Origin of the sequence: Rhodanobacter ginsenosidimutans (genome assembly GCF_042655685.1) — a bacterium.
Taxonomy (GTDB): domain Bacteria; phylum Pseudomonadota; class Gammaproteobacteria; order Xanthomonadales; family Rhodanobacteraceae; genus Rhodanobacter; species Rhodanobacter ginsenosidimutans.
On record NZ_JBHSMM010000004.1, the window covers coordinates 145,697 to 167,274 of the forward strand.

At 68.0% G+C, this 21,578-nt stretch carries 19 protein-coding genes; 15 read left to right on the forward strand and 4 right to left on the reverse strand.

Annotation, left to right across the window (positions count from 1 at the left end; genetic code table 11):
• Positions 1–7 precede the first annotated feature (7 nt).
• From ilvD to ilvA, 6 genes are all read left to right on the forward strand, one after another.
• The gene (gene ilvD / locus ACFPK0_RS14270; RefSeq protein WP_377341689.1) at positions 8–1,729 is read left to right on the forward strand and encodes a dihydroxy-acid dehydratase; all 1,722 of its coding nucleotides are present in this window, start codon (positions 8–10) and stop codon (positions 1,727–1,729) included.
• A complete protein-coding gene (gene ilvC, locus ACFPK0_RS14275) occupies positions 1,726–2,715 on the forward strand; it encodes a ketol-acid reductoisomerase (protein ID WP_056084392.1) in 990 nt (329 codons plus the stop codon). The genes ilvD and ilvC overlap by 4 nt, the downstream gene beginning before the upstream one ends.
• A gap of 65 nt (positions 2,716–2,780) precedes the next feature.
• Positions 2,781–3,128, forward strand: a complete 348-nt coding sequence (locus ACFPK0_RS14280) for a VOC family protein (protein WP_377341691.1) — start codon at positions 2,781–2,783, stop codon at positions 3,126–3,128.
• A gap of 107 nt (positions 3,129–3,235) precedes the next feature.
• Positions 3,236–5,101 carry a biosynthetic-type acetolactate synthase large subunit gene (gene ilvB / locus ACFPK0_RS14285; RefSeq protein ID WP_056085132.1) on the forward strand — a complete coding sequence of 622 codons (1,866 nt, stop codon included), beginning with the start codon at positions 3,236–3,238 and terminating at the stop codon, positions 5,099–5,101.
• A 10-nt stretch (positions 5,102–5,111) separates the two neighbouring features.
• A complete protein-coding gene (gene ilvN, locus ACFPK0_RS14290) occupies positions 5,112–5,366 on the forward strand; it encodes an acetolactate synthase small subunit (protein WP_007081402.1) in 255 nt (84 codons plus the stop codon).
• A 2-nt stretch (positions 5,367–5,368) separates the two neighbouring features.
• Positions 5,369–6,958, forward strand: coding sequence for a threonine ammonia-lyase, biosynthetic (ilvA, locus tag ACFPK0_RS14295; protein WP_056084385.1), 1,590 nt, complete (start codon positions 5,369–5,371; stop codon positions 6,956–6,958).
• A 42-nt stretch (positions 6,959–7,000) separates the two neighbouring features.
• Here ilvA and ACFPK0_RS14300 read toward each other — a convergent pair whose 3' ends face one another.
• The gene (locus ACFPK0_RS14300) at positions 7,001–8,122 is read right to left on the reverse strand and encodes a GGDEF domain-containing protein (RefSeq protein WP_377341694.1); all 1,122 of its coding nucleotides are present in this window, start codon (positions 8,120–8,122) and stop codon (positions 7,001–7,003) included.
• A 219-nt stretch (positions 8,123–8,341) separates the two neighbouring features.
• On the opposite strand from ACFPK0_RS14300, the gene ubiA reads away from it, so the two are divergent.
• Entirely contained in the window at positions 8,342–9,367 is a 1,026-nt protein-coding gene (ubiA, locus tag ACFPK0_RS14305; protein WP_235577639.1) for a 4-hydroxybenzoate octaprenyltransferase, read from the forward strand.
• Positions 9,368–9,452: 85 nt separating this feature from the next.
• On the opposite strand, the gene ACFPK0_RS14310 is transcribed toward ubiA, so the two are convergent.
• Positions 9,453–10,166, reverse strand: coding sequence for a ComF family protein (locus ACFPK0_RS14310; protein ID WP_377341696.1), 714 nt, complete (start codon positions 10,164–10,166; stop codon positions 9,453–9,455).
• Positions 10,167–10,303: 137 nt separating this feature from the next.
• Here ACFPK0_RS14310 and ACFPK0_RS14315 point away from each other — a divergent pair, with 137 nt between their 5' ends.
• From ACFPK0_RS14315 to treF, 8 genes are all read left to right on the forward strand, one after another.
• On the forward strand, positions 10,304–12,286 hold the full coding sequence (locus tag ACFPK0_RS14315; RefSeq protein WP_056084377.1) for a multicopper oxidase domain-containing protein: 1,983 nt from the start codon (positions 10,304–10,306) through the stop codon (positions 12,284–12,286).
• 99 nt (positions 12,287–12,385) lie between these two features.
• A complete protein-coding gene (bioB, locus tag ACFPK0_RS14320; RefSeq protein WP_377341698.1) occupies positions 12,386–13,426 on the forward strand; it encodes a biotin synthase BioB in 1,041 nt (346 codons plus the stop codon).
• A 117-nt stretch (positions 13,427–13,543) separates the two neighbouring features.
• Entirely contained in the window at positions 13,544–14,737 is a 1,194-nt protein-coding gene (gene bioF, locus ACFPK0_RS14325) for an 8-amino-7-oxononanoate synthase (RefSeq protein WP_377341700.1), read from the forward strand.
• Positions 14,738–14,763: 26 nt separating this feature from the next.
• Positions 14,764–15,687, forward strand: coding sequence for a sulfurtransferase (locus ACFPK0_RS14330; protein WP_377341702.1), 924 nt, complete (start codon positions 14,764–14,766; stop codon positions 15,685–15,687).
• Positions 15,684–16,457, forward strand: a complete 774-nt coding sequence (gene bioH, locus ACFPK0_RS14335; RefSeq protein ID WP_377341704.1) for a pimeloyl-ACP methyl ester esterase BioH — start codon at positions 15,684–15,686, stop codon at positions 16,455–16,457. Before ACFPK0_RS14330 ends, bioH begins: the two co-directional genes overlap by 4 nt.
• A gap of 10 nt (positions 16,458–16,467) precedes the next feature.
• The gene (gene bioC / locus ACFPK0_RS14340; protein WP_056084364.1) at positions 16,468–17,346 is read left to right on the forward strand and encodes a malonyl-ACP O-methyltransferase BioC; all 879 of its coding nucleotides are present in this window, start codon (positions 16,468–16,470) and stop codon (positions 17,344–17,346) included.
• 88 nt (positions 17,347–17,434) lie between these two features.
• On the forward strand, positions 17,435–18,202 hold the full coding sequence (locus ACFPK0_RS14345; protein WP_377341707.1) for an SDR family NAD(P)-dependent oxidoreductase: 768 nt from the start codon (positions 17,435–17,437) through the stop codon (positions 18,200–18,202).
• 7 nt (positions 18,203–18,209) lie between these two features.
• Complete coding sequence (treF, locus tag ACFPK0_RS14350) at positions 18,210–19,805, forward strand: alpha,alpha-trehalase TreF (protein ID WP_377341709.1); 1,596 nt, start codon at positions 18,210–18,212, stop codon at positions 19,803–19,805.
• 10 nt (positions 19,806–19,815) lie between these two features.
• Here the strand turns inward: treF and ACFPK0_RS14355 are convergent, their stop codons facing one another.
• On the reverse strand, positions 19,816–20,406 hold the full coding sequence (locus tag ACFPK0_RS14355; RefSeq protein ID WP_377341711.1) for a DNA-3-methyladenine glycosylase I: 591 nt from the start codon (positions 20,404–20,406) through the stop codon (positions 19,816–19,818).
• 57 nt (positions 20,407–20,463) lie between these two features.
• The gene (gene pyrC, locus ACFPK0_RS14360; RefSeq protein ID WP_377341713.1) at positions 20,464–21,516 is read right to left on the reverse strand and encodes a dihydroorotase; all 1,053 of its coding nucleotides are present in this window, start codon (positions 21,514–21,516) and stop codon (positions 20,464–20,466) included.
• Positions 21,517–21,578 lie beyond the last annotated feature (62 nt).

The following is a 21,578-nucleotide window of genomic DNA, read 5'->3' on the forward strand; positions in this document are numbered from 1 at the left end:
AACCGCCATGCGTAGTGATGCAATCAAGACCGGCGCCGATCGCGCTCCCGCCCGTGCCATGTTGCGCGCCACCGGCATGGATGACGACGCGATCAGGAAGCCGCTGATCGCGGTGGTGCACACCTGGTCCGACGTCAGCCCGTGCAACCTCAACCTGCGCGACTTGGCTGCCGAAGTCGCCAAGGGCATCCGCGCCGCGGGCGGCACGCCAGTGGAGTTCAACACCATCGCGGTCACCGACGGCATCGCCATGGGCACGGCCGGCATGCGCTATTCGCTGGTGAGCCGCGAGGTCATCACCGACTCCATCGAGGCGGCGGTCGAGGGCCACCTGTGCGACGCCATGGTGGTGCTGTGCGGTTGCGACAAGACCATCCCCGCCGCCGCGATGGCGATGGCGCGGCTGGATATCCCGGCGGTGGCGCTGTACGGCGGCACCATCGCGCATGGCCTGCACAAGAACCGCCCGATCACCATCCAGCAGGTGTTCGAGGCGGTCGGCGCGCATGGCGCGGGCAAGATCGACGATGCCGAGCTGCGCTCGGTGGAATGCGATGCCTGCGGCGGCGCCGGTGCCTGCGGCGGCCAGTTCACCGCCAACACCATGGCGATGGTGCTGACCACGCTGGGCCTGTCGCCGATGGGCCTGAACGACATCCCCGCCACGCATCCCGACAAACTCGCCGCCGCGCAGCGCTGCGGTGAGCTGGTGATGGAATGCCTGCGCGAGGATCGCCGCCCCAGCTCGATGTTCAACCGCACCGCGCTGAGCAACGCCGCACGCATGGTCGCCGCCACCGCCGGCTCCACCAATGCCGTGCTGCACCTGCTGGCGATCGCCCGCGAGGCCGGCGTGCCGTGGACGCTGGAGGACTTCCAGCCCGCTTCGGAGAACACCCCGGTGATCTCCGACCTGCTGCCCGGCGGCCAGTACACCGCGGTCGAGCTGTTCGACGCCGGCGGCATTGCCCGCGTGGCGCAGGAGCTGATCGCCGCCGGCATGCTGCAGGACGCGCCCACCGTCACCGGTCGCACACTGTTTGCCGAAGCCGCCGAGGCGCCGCGTTTCGAGGACCAGCAGGTGGTGTTCCCGGTCAGCGCACCGATCAAGCCGCGCGGCGGCTATTCCATCCTCTACGGCAATGTCGCGCCGGAAGGCTGCATCCTGAAGATCCCCGGCAAGAACAGCGCCGGCCATGGCGCCACCCATTTCGAAGGCACCGCCCGTGTGTTCGAAAGCGAGGAAGCGGCCTTCACTGCCGTGCAGGAAGGACGCATCGGCAAGGGCGACGTGGTGGTGATCCGCAACGAAGGCCCCGCCGGCGGCCCGGGCATGCGCGAGATGCTGGGCGTCACCGCCGCACTGATCGGCCGCGGCCTGGGCGACGACGTGGCGCTGATCACCGATGGCCGGTTCTCCGGCGCCACCCACGGTTTCATGGTGGGCCACGTGGCGCCGGAAGCGGCGCGTGGCGGCCCGATCGCGCTGCTGCGTGACGGCGACCACCTGCGCATCGATGCCAACACCCGCGAGCTGGTCACCGATGCCGACCTCGACGGCCGCCGCGCCAGCTGGCAGCCGCCCGAGCCCAAAGTCACCCGCGGCGTACTGGCCAAGTACGCGCGGCTGGTTGGTTCCGCCTCCGACGGCGCCAACACCCATCCCGATACGGCGGTGCAGACGCCCGCCCACACAAACAAACCAACCAAAGCAGGAGTTACCGCATGAGCAACAACGACACCCTGGGCAATGCCCGCATCGCCGTTCTCGGCTACGGCAGCCAGGGCCGCGCCCACGCCCTCAACTTGCGCGACTCCGGCCTCGACGTCGTCGTCGGCCTGCGCAAGGGCGGCCCGTCCTGGGAGAAGGCCAGTGCCGAAGGCTTCAAGGTGGCCGAGCCGGGCGAGGCGGTGAAGGGTGCCGACCTGGTCGCGGTGCTGACGCCCGACATGGTGCAGGCAGACGTCTATACGCAGAGCATCGAGCCGAACATCAAGCCCGGCGCGGCGCTGCTGTTCGCGCACGGCTTCAACGTGCACTTCAAGCGGATCGACCCGCGCAAGGACATCGACGTGATCCTGGTGGCCCCCAAAGGCCCCGGCGCGCTGGTGCGTACCGAGTATGAGCGCGGCCGCGGCGTGCCCAGCATCTGGGCGGTGTACCAGGACGTGTCCGGCCAGGCCGAGGCCAAGGCGCATGCCTATGCCAACGGCATCGGTGGCGGCCGCGCCATGCTGATCAAGACCGACTTCAAGGAAGAGACCGAGACCGATCTGTTCGGCGAGCAGGCCGTGCTGTGCGGCGGCGCCTCGTCGCTGGTGCAGGCCGGCTTCGAGACCCTGGTGGAAGCGGGCTACCAGCCGGAAATCGCCTACTACGAAGTGCTGCACGAACTGAAGCTGATCGTGGACCTGTTCTACGAAGGCGGCATCACCAAGATGCTGCAGTTCGTCTCCGAGACCGCCCAGTACGGCGACTACGTCAGCGGCCCGCGCGTGATCGACGCCGGCGTCAAGGCGCGCATGAAGGATGTGCTGACCGACATCCAGAACGGCACCTTCGCTCGCAACTGGATCGCCGAGTACGAAGCCGGCCTGCCGAATTACAAGAAGTTCAAGCAGGCCGATCTGGAGCATCCGGTCGAGGTGGTCGGTGCCAAGCTGCGCGCCCGCATGCCGTGGCTGCAGCCGGAAACGGCGAAGCAGGCAGGCTGATCGACGTCCCGTTCCCCGGTTCGCCGGGGAACGGAGCGGCAACGTTTTTCCATCGGGGACACGACGTGAAACGTTTTCACATTGCGCTGGCGGTTCGCGACCTGGCCGAGTCGATCGACGACTACAGCCAGCGACTGGATGCCCAGCCGAGCGCCGTCGTCGCCGGCAAGTACGCGATGTGGCGTACCGACCTGCTGAACTTCTCCATCAACCAGATGCCGGAGCGCGCGGGCCAGTTGCGCCACATCGGCTTCGAGGATGACCTCGCCGAAGGATTTTCCAGCACCTCCGACGTCAATGGCCTGGTATGGGAAAGCTTCTGCGCGCAGGAACAGGATCTGAAGATCGCCGAGATCTACGGCGTTCCGGTCAGGTCAGGACGACCACCACGGGAATCGACCTCCCACTCATGACACAAGCGTTGGGGTGACCGGTGCGCCGCACCGTCATCGCATCGCGTCCAAGCACCCGGCGGCTGCCGGCCATGCCAAGGAACCGCAACATCGTGAATGCACAACTGATGAATACCAAGTCCACCCCGGCTCCCGCCGGCGACCTGCACCCGCTGGCGGCGAAGTCGATGAGCGGCGCCGAGGTCATCGTGCAGGTATTGGCGGACGAAGGCGTCGACGTGATGTTCGGCTATTCCGGCGGCGCCATCCTGCCGGTCTACGACGCCGTATTCCGGTACAACGCCACCCATCCGAACGACGACGGCAGCGAGCCGTTGCCGCTGATCGTGCCGGCCAACGAGCAGGGCGCGGGCTTCATGGCCGCCGGCTATGCGCGCGCCTCCGGCAAGGTCGGCGTGGCCGTGGTCACCTCCGGCCCCGGCGCCACCAACATGGTCACCCCGGTGCGTGATTCGATGGCCGACTCGATCCCCATGGTGGTGATCTGCGGCCAGGTCGGCGTGGCCGCCATCGGCAGCGACGCGTTCCAGGAAGCCCCGGTCAGCACGATCATGGGCGCCTGCGCGAAGCACGTGTTCCTGGTGACCGATGCCAGCGTGCTGGAAGCCACCTTGCGTACCGCGTTCGAGATCGCCCGCAGCGGACGGCCCGGCCCGGTGGTGGTGGACGTACCCAAGGATGTGCAGAACACCGCGCTGACCTTTGCCGGCCAGGGCCAGCTGCCGATTCCTGGCTACCGCGCGCGCCTGCGCAACGTGCAGTCGGCCCAGCTGGACGATGCCGGTTGCGCCAGCTTCTTCGACGCGCTGGCCCAGGCCAGGCGTCCGCTGATCTACGCCGGTGGCGGCGTGATCGCCTCCGGTGCCGCCGAGGCCCTGCGTGATTTCGTGGCCGATTTTGGCCTGCCGGTCACCACTACGCTGATGGGGCTGGGCGCGTTCGACACCACCGATCCGCTGGCGCTGCATTTCCTGGGCATGCACGGCACCGCCTACGCCAACTACGCGGTGGAGGATTGCGACTTCGTGCTGACCCTGGGCGCGCGCTTCGACGACCGCGTGGCCGGCGTGCCGGACAAGTTCGCTCCCCGCGCGAAATTCATCGCCCAGGTGGACATCGATCCGGCCGAGATCGGCAAGGTCAAGGCGGTGGACTGGCACCACATCGGCGACCTGCGGCGCACGCTCGAGCGCCTGCGCGAGTACGGCGCGGCGCACGGTATCCACCCGCGGCAGGACGGCCGCTACGCCGCCTGGCACGCGCATATCGCCGAGCTCAAGCGCGTGCACGCGCTGAACTACGACCACGACAGCGAGCTGATCCAGCCGTATGCGGTGATCGAGGCGATCAACCGCATCACCGACGGCCACGCGATCATCAGCACCGGCGTGGGCCAGCACCAGATGTGGGCGGCGCAGTATTTCGATTACCGCGCGCCACGCCACTGGCTCAGCTCCGGCTCGATGGGCACGATGGGTTTCGGCCTGCCCGCGGCCATTGGCGCGCAGTTTGCGCGGCGCGACGCCACCGTCATCGACATCGATGGCGACGGCAGCATTCGCATGAATCTGGGCGAGCTGGAAACCGTCACCACGTATGGCCTGCCGGTGAAGATCGTGCTGCTCAACAACCGCGGCGACGGCATGGTGCGGCAGTGGCAGAAGCTGTTCTTCAAGGGCCGCTTCGCCTCCTCCGACAAGAGCCTGCATACCAAGGATTTCATCAAGGCCGTGCAGGCCGACGGCTTCACCTGGGCGCGCCGGCTGGAGCGCAAGGAGGAACTGGCCGACACCATCGCCGAATTCCTGGCGTTCGAGGGCCCTGCCTTCCTGGAAGTGATGATCGACCCGGACGCCGGCGTCTACCCGATGGTGGGCCCGGGCATGTCGTACGCCCAGATGATCACCGGTGATTTCATCGCCTCGCGGCAGCGCGCCGCCGGCGACGAAACCCTACGCAACGACATGTTTTGAGCGGATGCCCATGAACGCCGTCACGCAACACACGCTTACCATCATGCTGCAGAACGAAACCGGCGCGCTGGTGCGCGTGGCCGGGCTGTTCGCCTCGCGCAGCTACAACATCGACTCGCTCAACGTGGCCGCCACCGCCGACCCCGCCATCTCGAAGCTGGTGCTCAGCATCCGTGGCGACGACCAGGCCGTGGTGCAGATCGTGCGCCAGACGCGCAAGCTGATCGACGTGCTGGAAGTCAGCCACCAGGCAACGGCGGACTGATGATGAATGCCGTCACCAGCAAGGCGCCGGTGCAACCGGACGGGGTGCCCTCGTTGTCCGACGAGGAGTTGCTGCGGCGCATGTACGCCGCGCGCGTCTACGACGTGGCACGCGAGACGGCGTTGCAGCCGGCACCGCTGTTGTCGACCCGCTACGGCCGGTCGGTGGCGTTGAAGCGCGAGGATCAGCAACCGGTCTTTTCGTTCAAGCTGCGCGGCGCCTACAACAAGATGAGCCGCCTCGACCCGCCCCAGCGTGCCTGCGGCGTGATCGCCGCGTCCGCCGGCAACCATGCCCAGGGCGTGGCGCTGGCGGCGGCGAAGCTGGGCATCCACGCGGTCATCGTGATGCCGGTGACGGTACCGAAGGTCAAGCTGGATGCCGTGCGCCGCATCGGCGGCAGTTCCGTCGAAGTGGTGTTGTGCGGCAACTCGTACAGCGAGGCCCAGGCCGAGGCGCTGCGCCTGCAGTACGCCCACAGCTACACCGTGGTGCACCCGTTCGACGACCCGGACGTGATCGCCGGCCAGGCCACCATCGGCCTGGAGATCCTGCGCCAGCACCCAGGCCCGTTGGATGCGGTGTTCGTGCCGGTGGGCGGCGGCGGCCTGCTGGCCGGCGTGGCCGCCTGCATCAAGTCGCTGCGCCCGGAGGTCAAGGTCATCGGCGTGCAGGCGGCCGACTCCGATGCGATGGCCCGCTCGCTGGAAACCGGCGAACGGGTGACGCTGGACGAAGTGGGCCTGTTTTCCGACGGCACCGCAGTGAAGCAGGTCGGCGTACGCACCTATGCCCTGTGCAAGCGTCACGTCGACGCCATGCTGCGGGTCGATACCGATGCGATCTGCGCCGCCATCCGCGACGTGTTCCAGGAAACCCGCAGCGTTCCCGAACCCGCCGGCGCACTGGCGCTGGCCGGGCTCAAGCAATACATCACCGACCAGAAGGCCGCGGGCGAAGAGAGCGAGGGCGCGCTGGTGGCGATCGTCTCCGGCGCCAACATGAATTTCGATCAGCTGCGCTTCGTGGCCGAGCGCGCCGAAGTCGGTGAGCAGCACGAGGCCGTGTTCGCGGTGACCGTGCCCGAGCAACGCGGCAGCTTCCGCCGTTTCTGCGCCACGCTGGGCGATCGCAGCATCACCGAGTTCAACTACCGCGTCGGCGACACCCGGCTGGCGCACATCTTCGTGGGCGTGCAGACCACCGGTCGGAACGAACGCGAGGCCTTGATCGCCGCCTTCCACGCGCAGGATTTCGGCGTGCTCGACCTCACCGACGACGAGTTGGCCAAGTTGCATCTGCGCCACATGGTGGGCGGCCGCTCGCCACTGGCGCAGGACGAGCAGCTGTACCGTTTCGAATTCCCCGAGCGCCCCGGCGCGCTGACCCGCTTCCTGGGCCACATGCACCCGGACTGGAACATCAGCCTGTTCCACTACCGCAACCAGGGCGCCGATTACGGCCGCATCCTGGTCGGCATCCAGGTGCCGCCGGACGAACGCGAACTGTTCCAGCGCTTCCTCGAAACGCTGGGCTATCCGTATCGCAACGAGAGCGACCACAGCGCCTATCGGCTGTTGCTGCAGGGCTGACCCGCGCGGCTCGGCCAGGGTGGCTCGATCAGAACAGGTTGGTCAGAACAGGTCGATGCTTCCCGCCGCCGCGCCGCCGGTGGCCAGCAGGCCCTGCGCCGTCAGCGCCTCGAAGCCCTGCACGCAGTTGCGCCCGTGCTCCTTGGCAAAGTACAGCGCCTTGTCCGCGCGCTCGAGGATGGTCGCGGGGTAGTCGTGCTCGCCGATACGCGCATAGCCGATGCTGACGGTGACGTGCTCCACCTGCGGAAAGACGTACGCGGCCATGCGCAGGCGGAACCGCTCCAGCACGCTGCGCACGGTGGCTTCGTCATGCGCCGCCAGCAGGATCACGAACTCCTCGCCACCGAAGCGGAACAACACGTCGGACTGGCGGAAACAGGCGCGCATCTGCTGCGCCAGCAGCAGGATCACCTCGTCACCGTAGACATGACCGTAGCTGTCGTTGATGCGCTTGAAGTGATCGATGTCGAGGATGGCCAGCCAGACCTCGTCGCGCGCAGACGGCCCACCATGACGGCGCTCGTCAAGCGCTTCGGTGGTGATCGCCGCAGGGTCCGGCTGCAACAGGCGTCGCAGGTGCCGTTCGAACGTGCGGCGGTTGTACAAGCCGGTCAGCTTGTCGCGCTCGCTCTCGTTGAGCAGCGCGGTGTAATTGGCATAGATGCGTGCGAAGCCGGCGACCAGCGGCAGGCTGTCGCCGCAAGGCACGGCGCTTTCCAGTTGCAACGCGCCCACCGCGCGGCCTTCGGAAAGTATCGGCACGATCAGCCGGTGCAGCCCTTCCGCGCCCTGTTCCGCGTGCGCGTCCACCCGCTCCAGTCCCTGGCGCAACAGGTGCAGCGACGGATCATTCGGCGCCGGCTCGAACGCACGCAACTCGTAATGGCCATGGGCGCCCACCGTGCAGCGCACCACGGTGCGCAGCCGGCCATGGCTGTCGGCGGTGTATTTGCCCAGCGACACGCTGTGCGCCGAAGTCAATTCGGCCAGCGACAGCACCAGGCTGTGATCGAGCGCATCGACGTCGCGGTGATGGGTGAACGCCGCCACGGAATCGAGCAGGCGCGAATGCGCCAGCAACCGGGACGCGTCGACAGGCTCGACGTTGGCTGTGCCCGACGCCGCCTGGTTCTCCCGCCCGGAGCATTCACACTCGACCATCACTCCTCCCGAACTCCAAGGCGCCATCCGCCCAAGGCCAGAGGTGGCGGAGGGCCGAAACGGTAGGCCTGAACATGTATCGGCTGTTTGTCATGGCGCTTTAGGGCGACCATGGTCGAAGCCGGCGTGTTTTCCTCGTCGATCCATGCCGCGGGCAGGGCCGCAGCGGGCGTGCGGCGTGGCACAGCCACGGCACCGGGCTCGGGCTAAACTTCGCCCATGGCTCCCACGTCCCGCAAGCGCCGCCCGCAGAAAGCCGCCCCCTCGCCAGCCCCCCGCCCGCGCCCCGGCGCGGCGACGCGGCCACGCGCGAAGGCGCCGCGCCCGGCCGACAGCTCCACCACGGCCACGCGGGTCCTGAACTGGCTGCTGCGCCGCTGGCCGGCGCGCCACCGCGAGAAGGCGCTGGATTACCTGGTGCTGACCCGCATGGACCGCCCGATTGGCGCGCTGCTGCTGCTGTGGCCGACCTGGTGGGCGCTGTGGCTGGCGGCGGGCGATTTCCCGTCCTGGAAGCTGCTGGCCATCTTCACCCTGGGGGTGTTTGCGATGCGCGCCGCCGGCTGCGCCATCAACGATTACGCCGACCGCCACCTCGACCCGCAGGTGGCCCGCACGGCGGGGCGGCCGATTGCCGCCGGCCGGGTCACGCCGCGCGAGGCGCTGCTGGTGGCCGGCGCGCTGCTGGCGGTCGCGTTCGTGCTGGTGTTGTTCACCAACCGGCTGACCATCGAATTGTCCTTCGTGGGCGCGGCGCTGGCGGCGCTGTACCCGTTTACCAAGCGCTACACTTACATGCCGCAGGTGGTGTTGGGCGCGGCGTTCGGCTGGGCGATCCCGATGGCGTTCGCGGCCACGACCGGTACGGTGTCACCGGTGGGCTGGCTGCTGTTCATCGGCAACATCCTGTGGTCGGTGATCTACGACACCGAATACGCGATGGTCGATCGCGAGGACGACCTCAAGGCCGGCGCCAAGTCCACCGCGATCCTGTTTGGCGATGCCGACGTGCCGATTTTGGGCGTGCTGATGGGCACGTTCCTGCTGGCGATGCTGTTCGTGGGCCAGCGCGCCGCGCTGGGCTGGCCGTTCTGGCTGTCCCTGCTGGCAGTGGCCGGCTTGTTCGCCTGGCAGTTGTGGCTGATCCGCGACCGCCAACGCGACGCCTGCCTGGCCGCCTTCCGCCACAACAACTGGGTCGGGCTGGCGCTGTGGATCGGCATCGTGCTGGCACTTGCCATGTAGGAGCGCACCCTGTGCGCGATGCTCTTTGCTCTTGGCCCTTGCGAGTTCCGAATCCCGCAAAAAGCATCGCGCACAGGGTGCGCTCCTACCGGTTGCCGGCCCGCGCCAGCGCCCACACGTCGACCCTCTGCACGCCTGCACGTTTCAGCACGCGGGCGCATTCGGCCAGGGTGGCGCCGGTGGTCATCACGTCGTCGATCACCGCCACGTGCGGCGCCAGCGCCACGCCCTCGCGCAACGCGAAGGCGCCACGCACGTTGCGTCGGCGAGCTACCGCATCGAGCTCGGTCTGCGCCTCGGTGCGGCGCACGCGCTGGATCGCATCGACGCATAGCGACAGGCGCAGTTCGCGCGCCAGCGGCCGTGCCAGTTCCAGCACCTGGTTGTAGCCGCGCTGGCGCAGGCGGCTGCTGTGCAGCGGCACGGTCAGGATCTGCCGGGGCAATGCCATGGGGCGGCTTTCGCGCTGCCACAGGCTGGACAGCACGCGGCCGGCAGCCAGGTCGGCGCCGAATTTGAAGCGTGATTCCAGCCGGTTCAACGGCCAGCCGTAGCGGAACGGCGCCCACGCGGCATCCCATGGTGGCGACCGCCGCTGGCATTCGCCGCACAGCGCGGCGGGCGCGGCCAGCGGCAGGGCGCAGCGGGCGCAACAGCTCCGGTTGCGCGGCAGTTCGTCGCTGCAGTCGGCACACAAGTCCATGCCGTGCGCGCCCGCGCCGCCGCACAGCAGGCAGCGCAGTGGCAACAGCCAGTGCAGCAGCACCGGCCAGGATCGCTGGCGATGGGTCGTGTCCATGTACCTACCGTTCCGGCATCGCTCGATGGTAGTGGCAAAAACCGGTTCGCGCCGATTGCACGTTCACGCTCTACACTCGATGATCGACGGGTACGCCGTGTCGCGTACCCATCGTCTCTTCCCACCAGGAGGCCTGCATGATCTCGTCGCACGACAACCAAGCCGCTCCATCGACCTGGCCGACACTCGCCGGCACCGCGCTGCGCGTGGCCTTCGGCGTGATCTGGGCGGTAAGCGCCGCGCTGACCTGGACCGATGGTTTTGCCGATCACTACGTGGGCTACCTGCACAACGCCGCCACCGGACAGCCGGCGTGGTCGGCGTGGTGGTTCCAGATGTGGATCGCCCTGGTGACACCGAACGTGGGCCTGTTCGTATGGGCCACGCGGATCGCCGAGACCCTGCTGGCGCTGGCCTTGCTGCTGGGTTTCGCGCGCAAGATCACCTATGTCGTGGGCATTCTTTTCAGCCTGCTGATCTGGAGTACGGCCGAGGGCTTCGGTGGGCCGTATTCGGTGGGCGCCAACAACATCGGTGCAGCGATCAGCTTCGTGCTGATTTTCGCCGCCCTGATCGTGATCAACCTGCGCGCCGGCCCCAGCCCATACAGCGTCGACTACCTGATCGAGAGCCGCTGGCCGAGCTGGCGCCGGTTTTCCGAATGGAACAGCCGTGTACCGCTGGAGCAGGTGCAGCACCTGTCCTGGCGCGTGCAGGGTCCGGCGCTGGCTGGCGTGCTGCTGCTGGTGGCGCTGCTGCTGGCCGGTCTGCACAGCGCGTTGAACGTGCGCAGCGCCAGCCCCGCCGCCGCCGCCGCCGCGGTGACGCCGCTGTCGCTGGCTTCCACCCAGCCGATCAAGCAGGCGCGTGATGCACGCCTGCCGCCACTGCAACCGGGCGACAGCGTGGACGTGCAGATCACCTCCAGCGACGACACCGTGGAGATCGCCAGCGGTGTGCAATACCAGGCCTGGACGTTCGGCAAGACCGTACCCGGCCCGGTGATCCATGTGCGCCAGGGGCAGACGGTGAACGTCACCCTCACCAACCGCGGCACCATGCAGCACTCGATCGACTTCCACTCGGCGATCACGCCACCGAGCCTGCATTACGTGGACATCATGCCGGGCGAGTCGATCACCTTCTCGTTCGTGGCCAAGGTGCCGGGCGCGTTCCTCTATCACTGCGGTACGCCGCCGGTATTGCTGCACATCGGCAACGGCATGTATGGCGCGATCATCGTCGACCCGGCCGAACCGCTGCCGCCGGCGGCCGAAAGCTATGTGCTGGTGCAGGGCGAGTGGTACACGCAGCAGGTGTCCGGCACGCTGATGGCGGGCAACTACGAGAAGATGCAGCAGATCCGCCCCGACGAAGTGGTGTTCAACGGCGCCGCCTTCCAGTACGTGCAGCATCCATTGACCGCCAAGCCGGGCGATCTGGTGCGCCTGTACGTGGTCAACGCCGGGCCGAGCCTGTGGAGCGCGTTCCACGTGATCGGCGCGATCTTCGACAAGGTCTACCCCGGCGGCAACCCGGCGCAGGCCATCGACGGCGTCTCCACCTACACGGTGGGGCCGGGCGAGGGCGCGGTGTTCGACCTCACCCTGGACGAGGCGGGCCACTATCCGTTCGTGGATCACTCGATGGCGCACGCCGTGCTGGGCGCGCAGGGCATCCTGGAGATCGCCACGCCGGGCGAGGCGCTGGCCAAGCCGCAAATCACCAAGGCACCGGTGGATGAGAACGCCGCGCCGCCGCCGGCGGCCACCGGGCCGTACACGTTCGATCCGGCCCACGGCGCGCAGCTCTATGGCACGTATTGCGCGGCCTGCCACCAGCCCACCGGTCTGGGCCTGCCCGGCGCGTTTCCGCCACTCAAGGGCAACCCTGCCGTGCTGAACGCGGATCCGACCAAGCAGCTCGACGTGATCCTGCACGGCCTGCATGGCGAGGCCATCGATGGCGTCAGCTATCCCAGCGCGATGCCGCCGTTCGCCGCCAGCCTCAACGACGCGGACATCGCCGACATCGCGAACCACGAGCGCATTTCGTGGGGCAACCAGGCCAAGCAGGTCACTGCCGAACAGGTCAAGGCGGTACGCGACGCCGTTAAATAGCGCGGCGGGCGGCCGCCTCGTCAACCTTGATGATTCATTTCAGGTTGACGAGGCGGCGAGCCCCGCCCACACTTCGCGGCCTCTGCCCTGGAGTCCGCCATGCCTGCTGCCGTCCGTCACGACTGGACCCGCGACGAGGTCGTCGCGCTGTTCGCCCTGCCGTTCAACGACCTGCTGTTCCGTTCGCACGCCGTGCACCGCGAACACCACGACCCGAACGCGGTACAGGTGTCGACCCTGTTGTCGATCAAGACCGGCGGCTGCCCTGAGGACTGCGCCTACTGCCCGCAGGCGGCGCGCTACGACACCGGCGTGCAGGCGCAGAAACTGCTGGAGATCGACGAGGTGCTGCAGCGCGCCCGCGCCGCGAAGGATGCGGGCGCCAGCCGCTTCTGCATGGGCGCGGCGTGGCGCGGGCCCAAGGATCGCGATATCCCCAAGGTTGCCGCGATCGTGCGCGCAGTGAAGGATCTGGGCCTCGAAACCTGCGCCACGCTGGGCCTGCTGGGCGACGGCCACGCGCAGGCGCTGAAGGACGCGGGGCTGGATTACTACAACCACAACATCGACACCGCGCCGGAGTTCTACGGCGAGATCATCCACACCCGCGATTACCAGGATCGCCTGGTCACGCTGGAACAGGTACGCGACGCCGGCCTGAAAACCTGCTGCGGCGGCATCGTGGGCATGGGCGAGACGCGCGAGCAGCGCGCCGGCCTGCTGCAGGCGCTGGCCAACCTGCCCGCGCATCCGCAGTCGGTGCCGATCAACCAGCTGGTACCGGTGCCCGGCACACCGCTGGCCGATGCCGAGCCGCTGGACCCGTTCGAGTTCGTGCGCGCCATCGCGGTGGCGCGCATCCTGATGCCGCGCTCGATCGTGCGCCTGTCCGCCGGTCGCCAGCAGATGGACGACGCGGTGCAGGCGCTGTGCTTCTTCGCCGGCGCCGGCTCGATCTTCCTGGGCGACAAGCTGCTCACCACCGGCAATCCCGACGTGGCCGCCGATCACGCCCTGTTCCGCCGACTCGACCTGCATCCGATGGAAGTCGTCGAACAGGCGGACACGGTGCATGCCGATATCGCCGAGGGCGCGGCGGCGGGTTGCGGGCAAGGTTGCGGTTGCAGTGCGGCAGCTTAAAAGCAGGAGCACCCCTCCCCAACCCTCCCCTGCAAGCAGGGGAGGGAGCAGGGCGGCTTGTCCCCTCCCCCTGCTCGCAGGGGGAGGCTGGGAGGGGGTGCTCTTCCCCCCTGCAGCATGACCCGCCCCGACCTGCTCCAACGCCTGGCCGCCCAGCGCGCCGAACGCGAAGCCGCCCAATTGCTGCGCCGCCTGCGCACGGTCGACCACGCCGACGGCCCCTGGCTGGAAAGCGGCGGCCGGCGCCTGTTGTCGTTCTGCAGCAACGACTACCTGGGCCTGGCGCAACACCCGCAACTGGTCGCCGCGTTCAAGCGCACGGTTGACGCTGAAGGCGTGGGCAGCACCTCGGCCCATCTGATCTGCGGCCACCGGCGCGACCATGCCGCGCTGGAAGAGGCCTTGGCCGCATGGACCGGGCGCGACCGCGCCCTGCTTTTTTCCACCGGCTACATGGCCAACCTGGGCGTGCTGCAGACGCTGCTCATGCGCGGCGACCTGTGCCTGCAGGACAAGCTCAACCATGCCTGCCTGCTGGATGGCGCGCAGCTTTCCGGCGCCGAGTTGAAGCGCTATCCACACGCCGACGTGGCGGCCGCGGCGCGGCAATTCGCCAGCCGGGGCGAGGCCGCTGCGCTGCTGGCCACCGACGGCGTATTCAGCATGGACGGCGACGTGGCGCCGCTGCGCGAGCTGGCCGATCTATGCACGCGCGAACAGGCCACCTTGATGGTCGACGACGCCCACGGCCTGGGCGTAATGGGCACTGACGGCGCCGGCAGCCTCAGCGTGGCGGGTCTGGGCCAGGATGACGTGCCCGTGCTGATGGCCACGCTGGGCAAGGCGCTGGGTTGCGCCGGCGCATTCGTGGCCGGTTCGGCCTCGCTGATCGACGGCCTCACCCAGCTGGCCCGGCCCTACATCTACACCACCGCGATGCCGCCGGCCGTGGCCGCCGCCGCGCGGGTCGCGGTGCAACTGGCGCAGTCCGAAACCTGGCGCCGCGAAAAACTCGCCGCCAACATCGCCCGCTTCCGCCGTGGCGCCGCCGAACTGGGCCTGCCGCTGCTGCCGTCCTCCAGCGCCATCCAGCCGCTGATGCTGGGCGACGCCGACACCGCCATGGCCGCCTCGCACCACCTGGAACAACACGGCCTGCTGGTCGGCGCCATCCGCCCGCCCACCGTGCCCGCCGGCAAGGCGCGCCTGCGCATCACGCTGTCGGCGGCCCATGACGACGCCCACGTCGATCAGTTGCTGGCCGCGCTGGAAACCCTGCCCGCACCGGCCGCTTCGCCCCGCCGCGTATAATTGCGGGCCTGCTTGCGAAGTTTTCCATGTCGATCGTCAACATTGCCGCCTATAAATTCATCCGCCTGGACGACCTTCCCGGGCTGCGCGAACGCCTGCGCGAACGCTGCGAATCGGCCGCGCTGAAGGGCACCGTCCTGCTGGCGCCCGAAGGCATCAACCTGTTCCTGGCCGGCGGCCGCGAGGGAATCGACCAGTTCCTGGCGCACCTGCATGCCGACGCACGCTTTGCCGACATGGCAGTGAAGGAATCGCTCTCCGACAGCGTGCCGTTCGGCCGCCTGCGGGTGCGCCTGAAGCGCGAAATCATCAGCATGCGCCAGCCGACCATCCAGCCCGAGGGCGGCCGCGCGCCCGCCGTCGATGCCCCCACGTTGCAACGCTGGCTGTCGAGCGGTCACGACGACGACGGCCGCGACGTGGTGCTGCTGGATACCCGCAACGATTACGAAATCGCGCTGGGCCGCTTCAGCGGCGCGGTCGATTACGCCCTGGCCAACTTCACCGCCTTCCCCGCCGCCATCGCCGCCGACCGCCAGCGCTACGCCGGCAAGACCGTGGTGTCGTACTGCACCGGCGGCATCCGTTGCGAGAAAGCCGCGCTGCACATGCAGGCGCTGGGGATGGATCACGTCTACCAGCTCGAAGGCGGCATCCTGAAATACCTCGAACAAACCGACGGCGTGCACTGGCAGGGCGACTGCTTCGTGTTCGACGGACGCGTGGCGGTGGACAAGCGGTTGCTGCCTTCGCCGCCGGCCGCCGAACCAGCTGGCGATGAAGCCCTGTCGAAGCCTGATCTGCCCCCTCTCCCCTGCGGGGAGAGGGCTGGGGAGAGGGGACGCGCTGGCGGCCCTGTTGATGCGAAGCGCGCTCCAATCATCCCCCCCGCAAGCCCCGCCCCCTCTCCTCAATCCTCTCCCCGCAGGGGAGAGGAGGCCAACGCGTGAAGCTTTTTGTCGAAAAGGCAGGCCACGGCCCCGTCCCACTGGTGATGCTGCACGGCTGGGCCATGCACGGCGGCGTGCTGGCGCCGTTAGTGGAGGCGCTCGACGACCAGTGCACAATGTATGTGGTCGACCTGCCCGGCCATGGCTATTCGCGCGACAGCGAACTGCCGCTGGAACCGCGCGCCTGCGCCGCCGCGATCGCGGCGCAGACGCCACCGGCGATATGGCTGGGCTGGTCGCTGGGCGGATTGATCGCGCTCACCGCCGCACTGGACATGCCGCGCCAGGTGCGCGGCCTGGCGATGTTGTGCGCCACGCCGAAATTCGCACGCGACGCCAGCTGGCCGCATGGCGCCGACGAGACGCTGGTCCGTCAGCTGGCGACCGATCTGGAAACCGATTACCACGCCACGCTGGAGCGCTTCCTGGCGCTGGAGGCGATGGGCAGCGCCGATCCGCGCGCAGAATTGCGCCATCTGCGCACACTGGTATTCGAGCGTGGCGAACCGGACCGGCGCGTGCTGCAGGAAGGCATCGCGCTGCTGGAAACCAGCGATCGCCGCGCCGCCCTGCCCGACCTCACCGTACCCAGCACGTGGATCTCCGGTCGCCGCGACCGGCTGGTGCCGCCGCAGGCGATGCAGTGGTCGGCCAGCCAGTGCGCCGGGCACTATCACGACATACCGCAAGCCGGCCACGCGCCGTTCTTCGCCCACGCCGATGCCGTGGCGCAGGCATTGCAGCCCTTGCTGGCCACTTTCGAACGATGAAACCGATGCCATGACCGCGTTCCAGCTCGACCCATCCCGCATAGCCCATCAGTTCGGCCGCGCCGCCGGCACCTACGAAAAGCACGACGTGCTGCAGCGCGAAGTGCAGTCGCTGCTGCTCGATCGTCTGGACTTCTATTTGCAGACGCCGCAGCGCGTGGTGGACATCGGCGCCGGCACCGGCCGCGGCAGCGCGTTGCTGAAACAGCGCTATCCCAAGGCGGAAGTGATCGCCATCGACCTCGCGCTGCCGATGTTGCGCGCCGCGAAAAAACACAGCAGCTGGCGCAAGCCGTTCCTGCGCGTCTGCGCCGAAGCGACCGCCTTGCCATTGGCCGACCACAGCGTCGACGTGCTGCATTCCAACCTCTGTTTCCAGTGGGTCGATACACTGCCGCCGCTGTTCGCCGAATGCGTACGCGTGCTGAAACCCGGCGGCATGCTGGTCTTTTCCAGCTTCGGCCCGGACACGCTGAAGGAGCTGCGCGCGGCCTGGGCCGAGGCCGACCAGCAAGCCCACGTCAGCCGCTTCCTGGACATGCACGACGTGGGCGATGCGGTACTGGCCGCGGGCCTGCGCGACCCGGTGCTCGACGTGTGCCGCTACACCCTCACCTACAGCGAACCGCGCAAGCTGCTGCAGGATCTGCAGGGCCTGGGCGCCACCAACGCCGACCGCGCGCGCGAGCGCGGCCTCACCGGCAAGGCGCGCTACCAGCGCATGCTGGAAGCGTACGAGTCCATGCGTTTGGACGGCCATATCCCGGCCACCTGGGAAGTGGTCACCGCGCACGCATGGGGGCCGCCGCAAGGACAGGCGCGGCGCGGCGCAGGCGGTGTCGAGATCGCCAGTTTCTCGGTCGACAGCCTGCGCGGTTCGCGGCGCTGACCTGAGCCCCGCGCGCTCCCCGCTCGCATCGCGTTCACACCACCGCGGCTTATCCTTGAAGACATTGTTTTCGATGCAGGGAGCCGCGATGAAGTTGCAAGGCAAGGTGGCATTGGTGACCGGCGGCGCGCAGGGTATCGGCCGCGCCATCGCCACGCGGCTGGCGCAGGAAGGCGCCGCTGTCATCATCGAGGATCTGTCGGACAACCCGCGCGCCGAGGAGACCCTGCAGGAGCTGCAGGCGATGGGCGCCAAGACGGCACTGCTGGTCGGCGACGTGGGCAAGGTGGCCGATGGCCAGCGTGTGATCCGCGAAGGCGTGGCCGCGATGGGCCGCATCGACATCCTGGTCAACAACGCCGGCGTGGAGCGGCGCGCCGGCTTCCTGGACGCCAGCGAAGCCGATTACGACCTGGTGATGCACGTCAACCTGAAAGGCCCGTTCTTCATCACCCAAGCCTTCGCCAGGCATGTGCGCGAACGCGGTGGCGACGGCCGGGTGATCAACATCAGCTCGGTGCACGAGGAATTGCCGTTTCCGCATTTCGCCAGCTATTGCGCCAGCAAGGGCGGCCTGAAAATGCTGACGCGCGACCTGGCCATCGAGCTGGCGCCGCTGGGCATCACCATCAACAACATCGCGCCGGGCGCGATCAAGACGCCGATCAACGCCGAGCTGATGGACGACCCCGCACTACTGAAGGCGCTGCGCGCGAACATCCCGCTGAAGCGGCTGGGCACGCCGGAGGACGTGGCCGGCGTGGCGGCCTTCCTGGCCAGCGACGATGCGGCGTATATCACCGGCACCACGGTGGGCATCGACGGCGGCCTGCTGTGGAACTACCACGAACAGTGAGCCGGCGATGACCGTACTGGACCCGCATGCCAACGCCGAGCGCGCCGCCCGCGCCGCACCGGCCGACACGCTCACACCAGCCGATCGCTATCAGGAGCTGTTCGTGGCGGTGCAATCGGGCCGCGTGTTCGAAGACAGCAAGACCTTCGTCGATTGCGCGCCGCGCGGCGACCCCGAGAAAATACTGGACGCCTACCGCTGCCAGAGCGACGCGGCGGATTTCGATCTCAAGGCGTTCGTGAAACAGCATTTCTCGCCGCCGGAAGTCCATCACAGCCACTACGTCTCGACACCCGGCCAGCCGCTGCGGGACCACATCGACGGCTTGTGGAACGTGCTCACGCGGCAGCCGCGCGAGCACCCCGCGCACAGCTCCATCCTGCCCCTGCCCAACCCCTACGTGGTGCCGGGCGGGCGCTTCAGCGAGCTGTACTACTGGGATTCCTATTTCACCATGCTGGGCCTGGCCGAAAGTGGGAGGCAGGATCTGCTGCGCGACATGGCCAACAATTTCGCCTACCTGATCGACACCTACGGCCACGTGCCCAACGGCAACCGCAGCTATTACCTCAGCCGCTCGCAACCGCCGGTGTTCGCGTTGATGGTGGAGTTGTTCGAGCACAGCGGCATCTGCGCGGCGATGGAATACCTGCCGCGGCTGCGCAAGGAATACACCTACTGGATGGACGGTGCCGACGACCTGCGCCCCGGCGACGCCCACCGCCACTGCGTGCGGCTGGAGGACGGCAGCCTGCTCAACCGCTACTGGGATGACCGCGACACACCGCGCGAAGAGTCCTACCTGGAAGACGTGACCACGGCCAAACAATCCTCACGTCCGGTGCACGAGGTCTACCGCGAACTGCGTGCCGGCGCCGCCTCCGGCTGGGATTTCAGTGCCCGCTGGTGCGACGACGATGCCAGCCTGGCCAGCATCCGTACCACCTCGATCCTGCCGGTCGATCTGAACGCGCTGCTGTACAAGCTCGAAGGGCAGATCGGCCTGCTCAGCCACGCCAACGGCCAGCGTGAACAGGGCGAAGCCTTCCAGGAAAAGGCCCGCGCCCGACGCGCGGCGATCGACAAGATGTTGTGGAACGAAGAGGCCGGCGCCTACCTCGACTACGACTGGCAGCGGCAGGCACCGCGCACCGCACTGAACGCGGCCACCGCCACACCGCTGTACATCAACATCGCCACCCGCGAGCAGGCCCGGCGCGTGGGCGAAGCGCTTCGCGCGCGATTGCTGCAGGACGGTGGCATCGGCACCAGCGAAAGCATCAGCGGCCAGCAATGGGACCAACCCAACGGCTGGGCGCCACTGCAATGGCTGGCCATCGGCGGCCTGCGCCATTACGACGACCCGCTGGCCGACGAGATCGCCAAACGCTGGCTGCACACGGTCGGCAGCCTGTATCAGCGCGAAAGCAAATTGGTCGAAAAATACGTGGTGATGAAACAGGACGACTGCGCCGTGGGCGGTGGCGGCGGCGAATACCCGCTGCAGGACGGCTTCGGCTGGACCAACGGCGTCACCCGCCGCCTGCTGCGCGAAGACCCGGCCAACGAAGCCAATACCGCGAAAGCCGCCAGCCGGAATTGATCGGCGTTCGCTACGGCTGGCGCGGCCGGGATCCCGGATGCCGGAAACAACCGACCAGATGGTCGTTGATCATGCCCGTCGCCTGCAGCAGCGAGTAGCAGATGGTGCTGCCCACGAAGCGGAAGCCGCGCTTCTTCAGCGCCTTGCTCATGCGGTCGGAAAGCGCGGTGCTGGCGGGCACCTCGGACGGTTCACGCCAGTGGTTCACCAGCGGCTTGCCGTCGACGAAGGACCACAGGTACGCGTCGAGGCTGCCGAACTCGTCAATCACCTCGAGCGCGGCAATCGCGTTGCCGCGGGTGGATGAGACTTTCAGGCGGTTGCGGATGATGCCGGGATCGAGCAGGCGCTTTTCCAGCGCGCGGTCCGTCATCGCGGCGACGCGGGCGATCTCGAAATCGTGGAACGCCTTGCGGTAGTTGTCGCGCTTGGTCAGCACGGTGCGCCAGGACAAGCCGGCTTGGGCGCCTTCGAGGCAGAGGAACTCGAACAGCGCGCGGTCATCGTGCAGCGGCACGCCCCATTCGGTGTCGTGGTAGTCGCGCATCAGCGCGTCGCTGCCGGCCCAGGCGCAACGCACGGGATTCGAGGGGACGCTCATGGAAACAGGCCTGGCGGGAAAGCGATCATGTTGCCACACGCTGCCGCCACCAAAGGCTCAGGCCGCCGCGTTGTCGGTGATCGACCACGCGATCGATTCGCCCGCACGCATCGGCCGGCAGGTGGCGCCGGCCATGGGGAACTCGTCGGGCACCTGCCAGAGCGTGCGCTCAAGCGTGAGCCGATCCAGGTTGCGTGGCAGACGATAGAAATCCGGGCCGTGGAAGCTGGCAAAGGCTTCGAGCTGATCCAGCTTGCCGGCCTGCTCGAACGCTTCGGCGTACAGCTCGATCGCCGCGTGGGCGGTGTAGACGCCGGCGCAGCCGCAGGCCGCTTCCTTCGCTTCGCGGATGTGTGGCGCGCTGTCCGTGCCGAGGAAGAAATGCGGGTTGCCACTGGTGGCCGCCTGCAGCAGCGCCGCGCGATGGGTTTCGCGCTTCAACACCGGCGCGCAGTAGTTGTGCGGCCGGATGCCGCCCTCGAACAGCGCATTGCGATTGAGCAGCAGGTGATGCGCGGTGATGGTGGCGGCCACGTTGGCCGGCGCGGTGCTGATGAAATCGACGGCGTCGCGGGTGGTGATGTGTTCCAGCACCATGCGCAGGGTCGGAAATTTTTCACGCAGCGGCATCAGGTGACGCTCGATGAAGACGCGCTCGCGATCGAAGATGTCAACCGCCGGATCGGTGACCTCGCCGTGCATCAGCAACGGCAGCTGATGTTTCTCCATCGCCTCCAGCACGGGATAGACGTGGGCCAGATCGCGCACACCCGCTTGCGAATTGGTGGTGGCGCCGGCCGGGTAATACTTCACCGCGAAAACGCTGTCGCTGGCGGCGGCGCGGGCAATCTCGTCGACCGTGGTGGTTTCCGTGAGGTACAGCGTCATCAACGGCTGGAAGCGCGAGCCGTTCGGCAGGCTGGCGAGAATGCGCCGGCGGTAATCCTCGGCCTGGGCCACGGTGGTTACCGGCGGCTTGAGGTTGGGCATCACGATGGCGCGGGCGAACCGCTTTGCCGTATGCGCGATGACCGACGCCAGCGCCTCGCCATCGCGCAGGTGCAGGTGCCAGTCGTCGGGGCGGATGATTTCCAGGCGCGTAGGGCTCATGCGTGCGGGCTCGAAACGGGTGAAGGGATGGAAGTCGCCGTGCAACGGACGGCGACGTGATT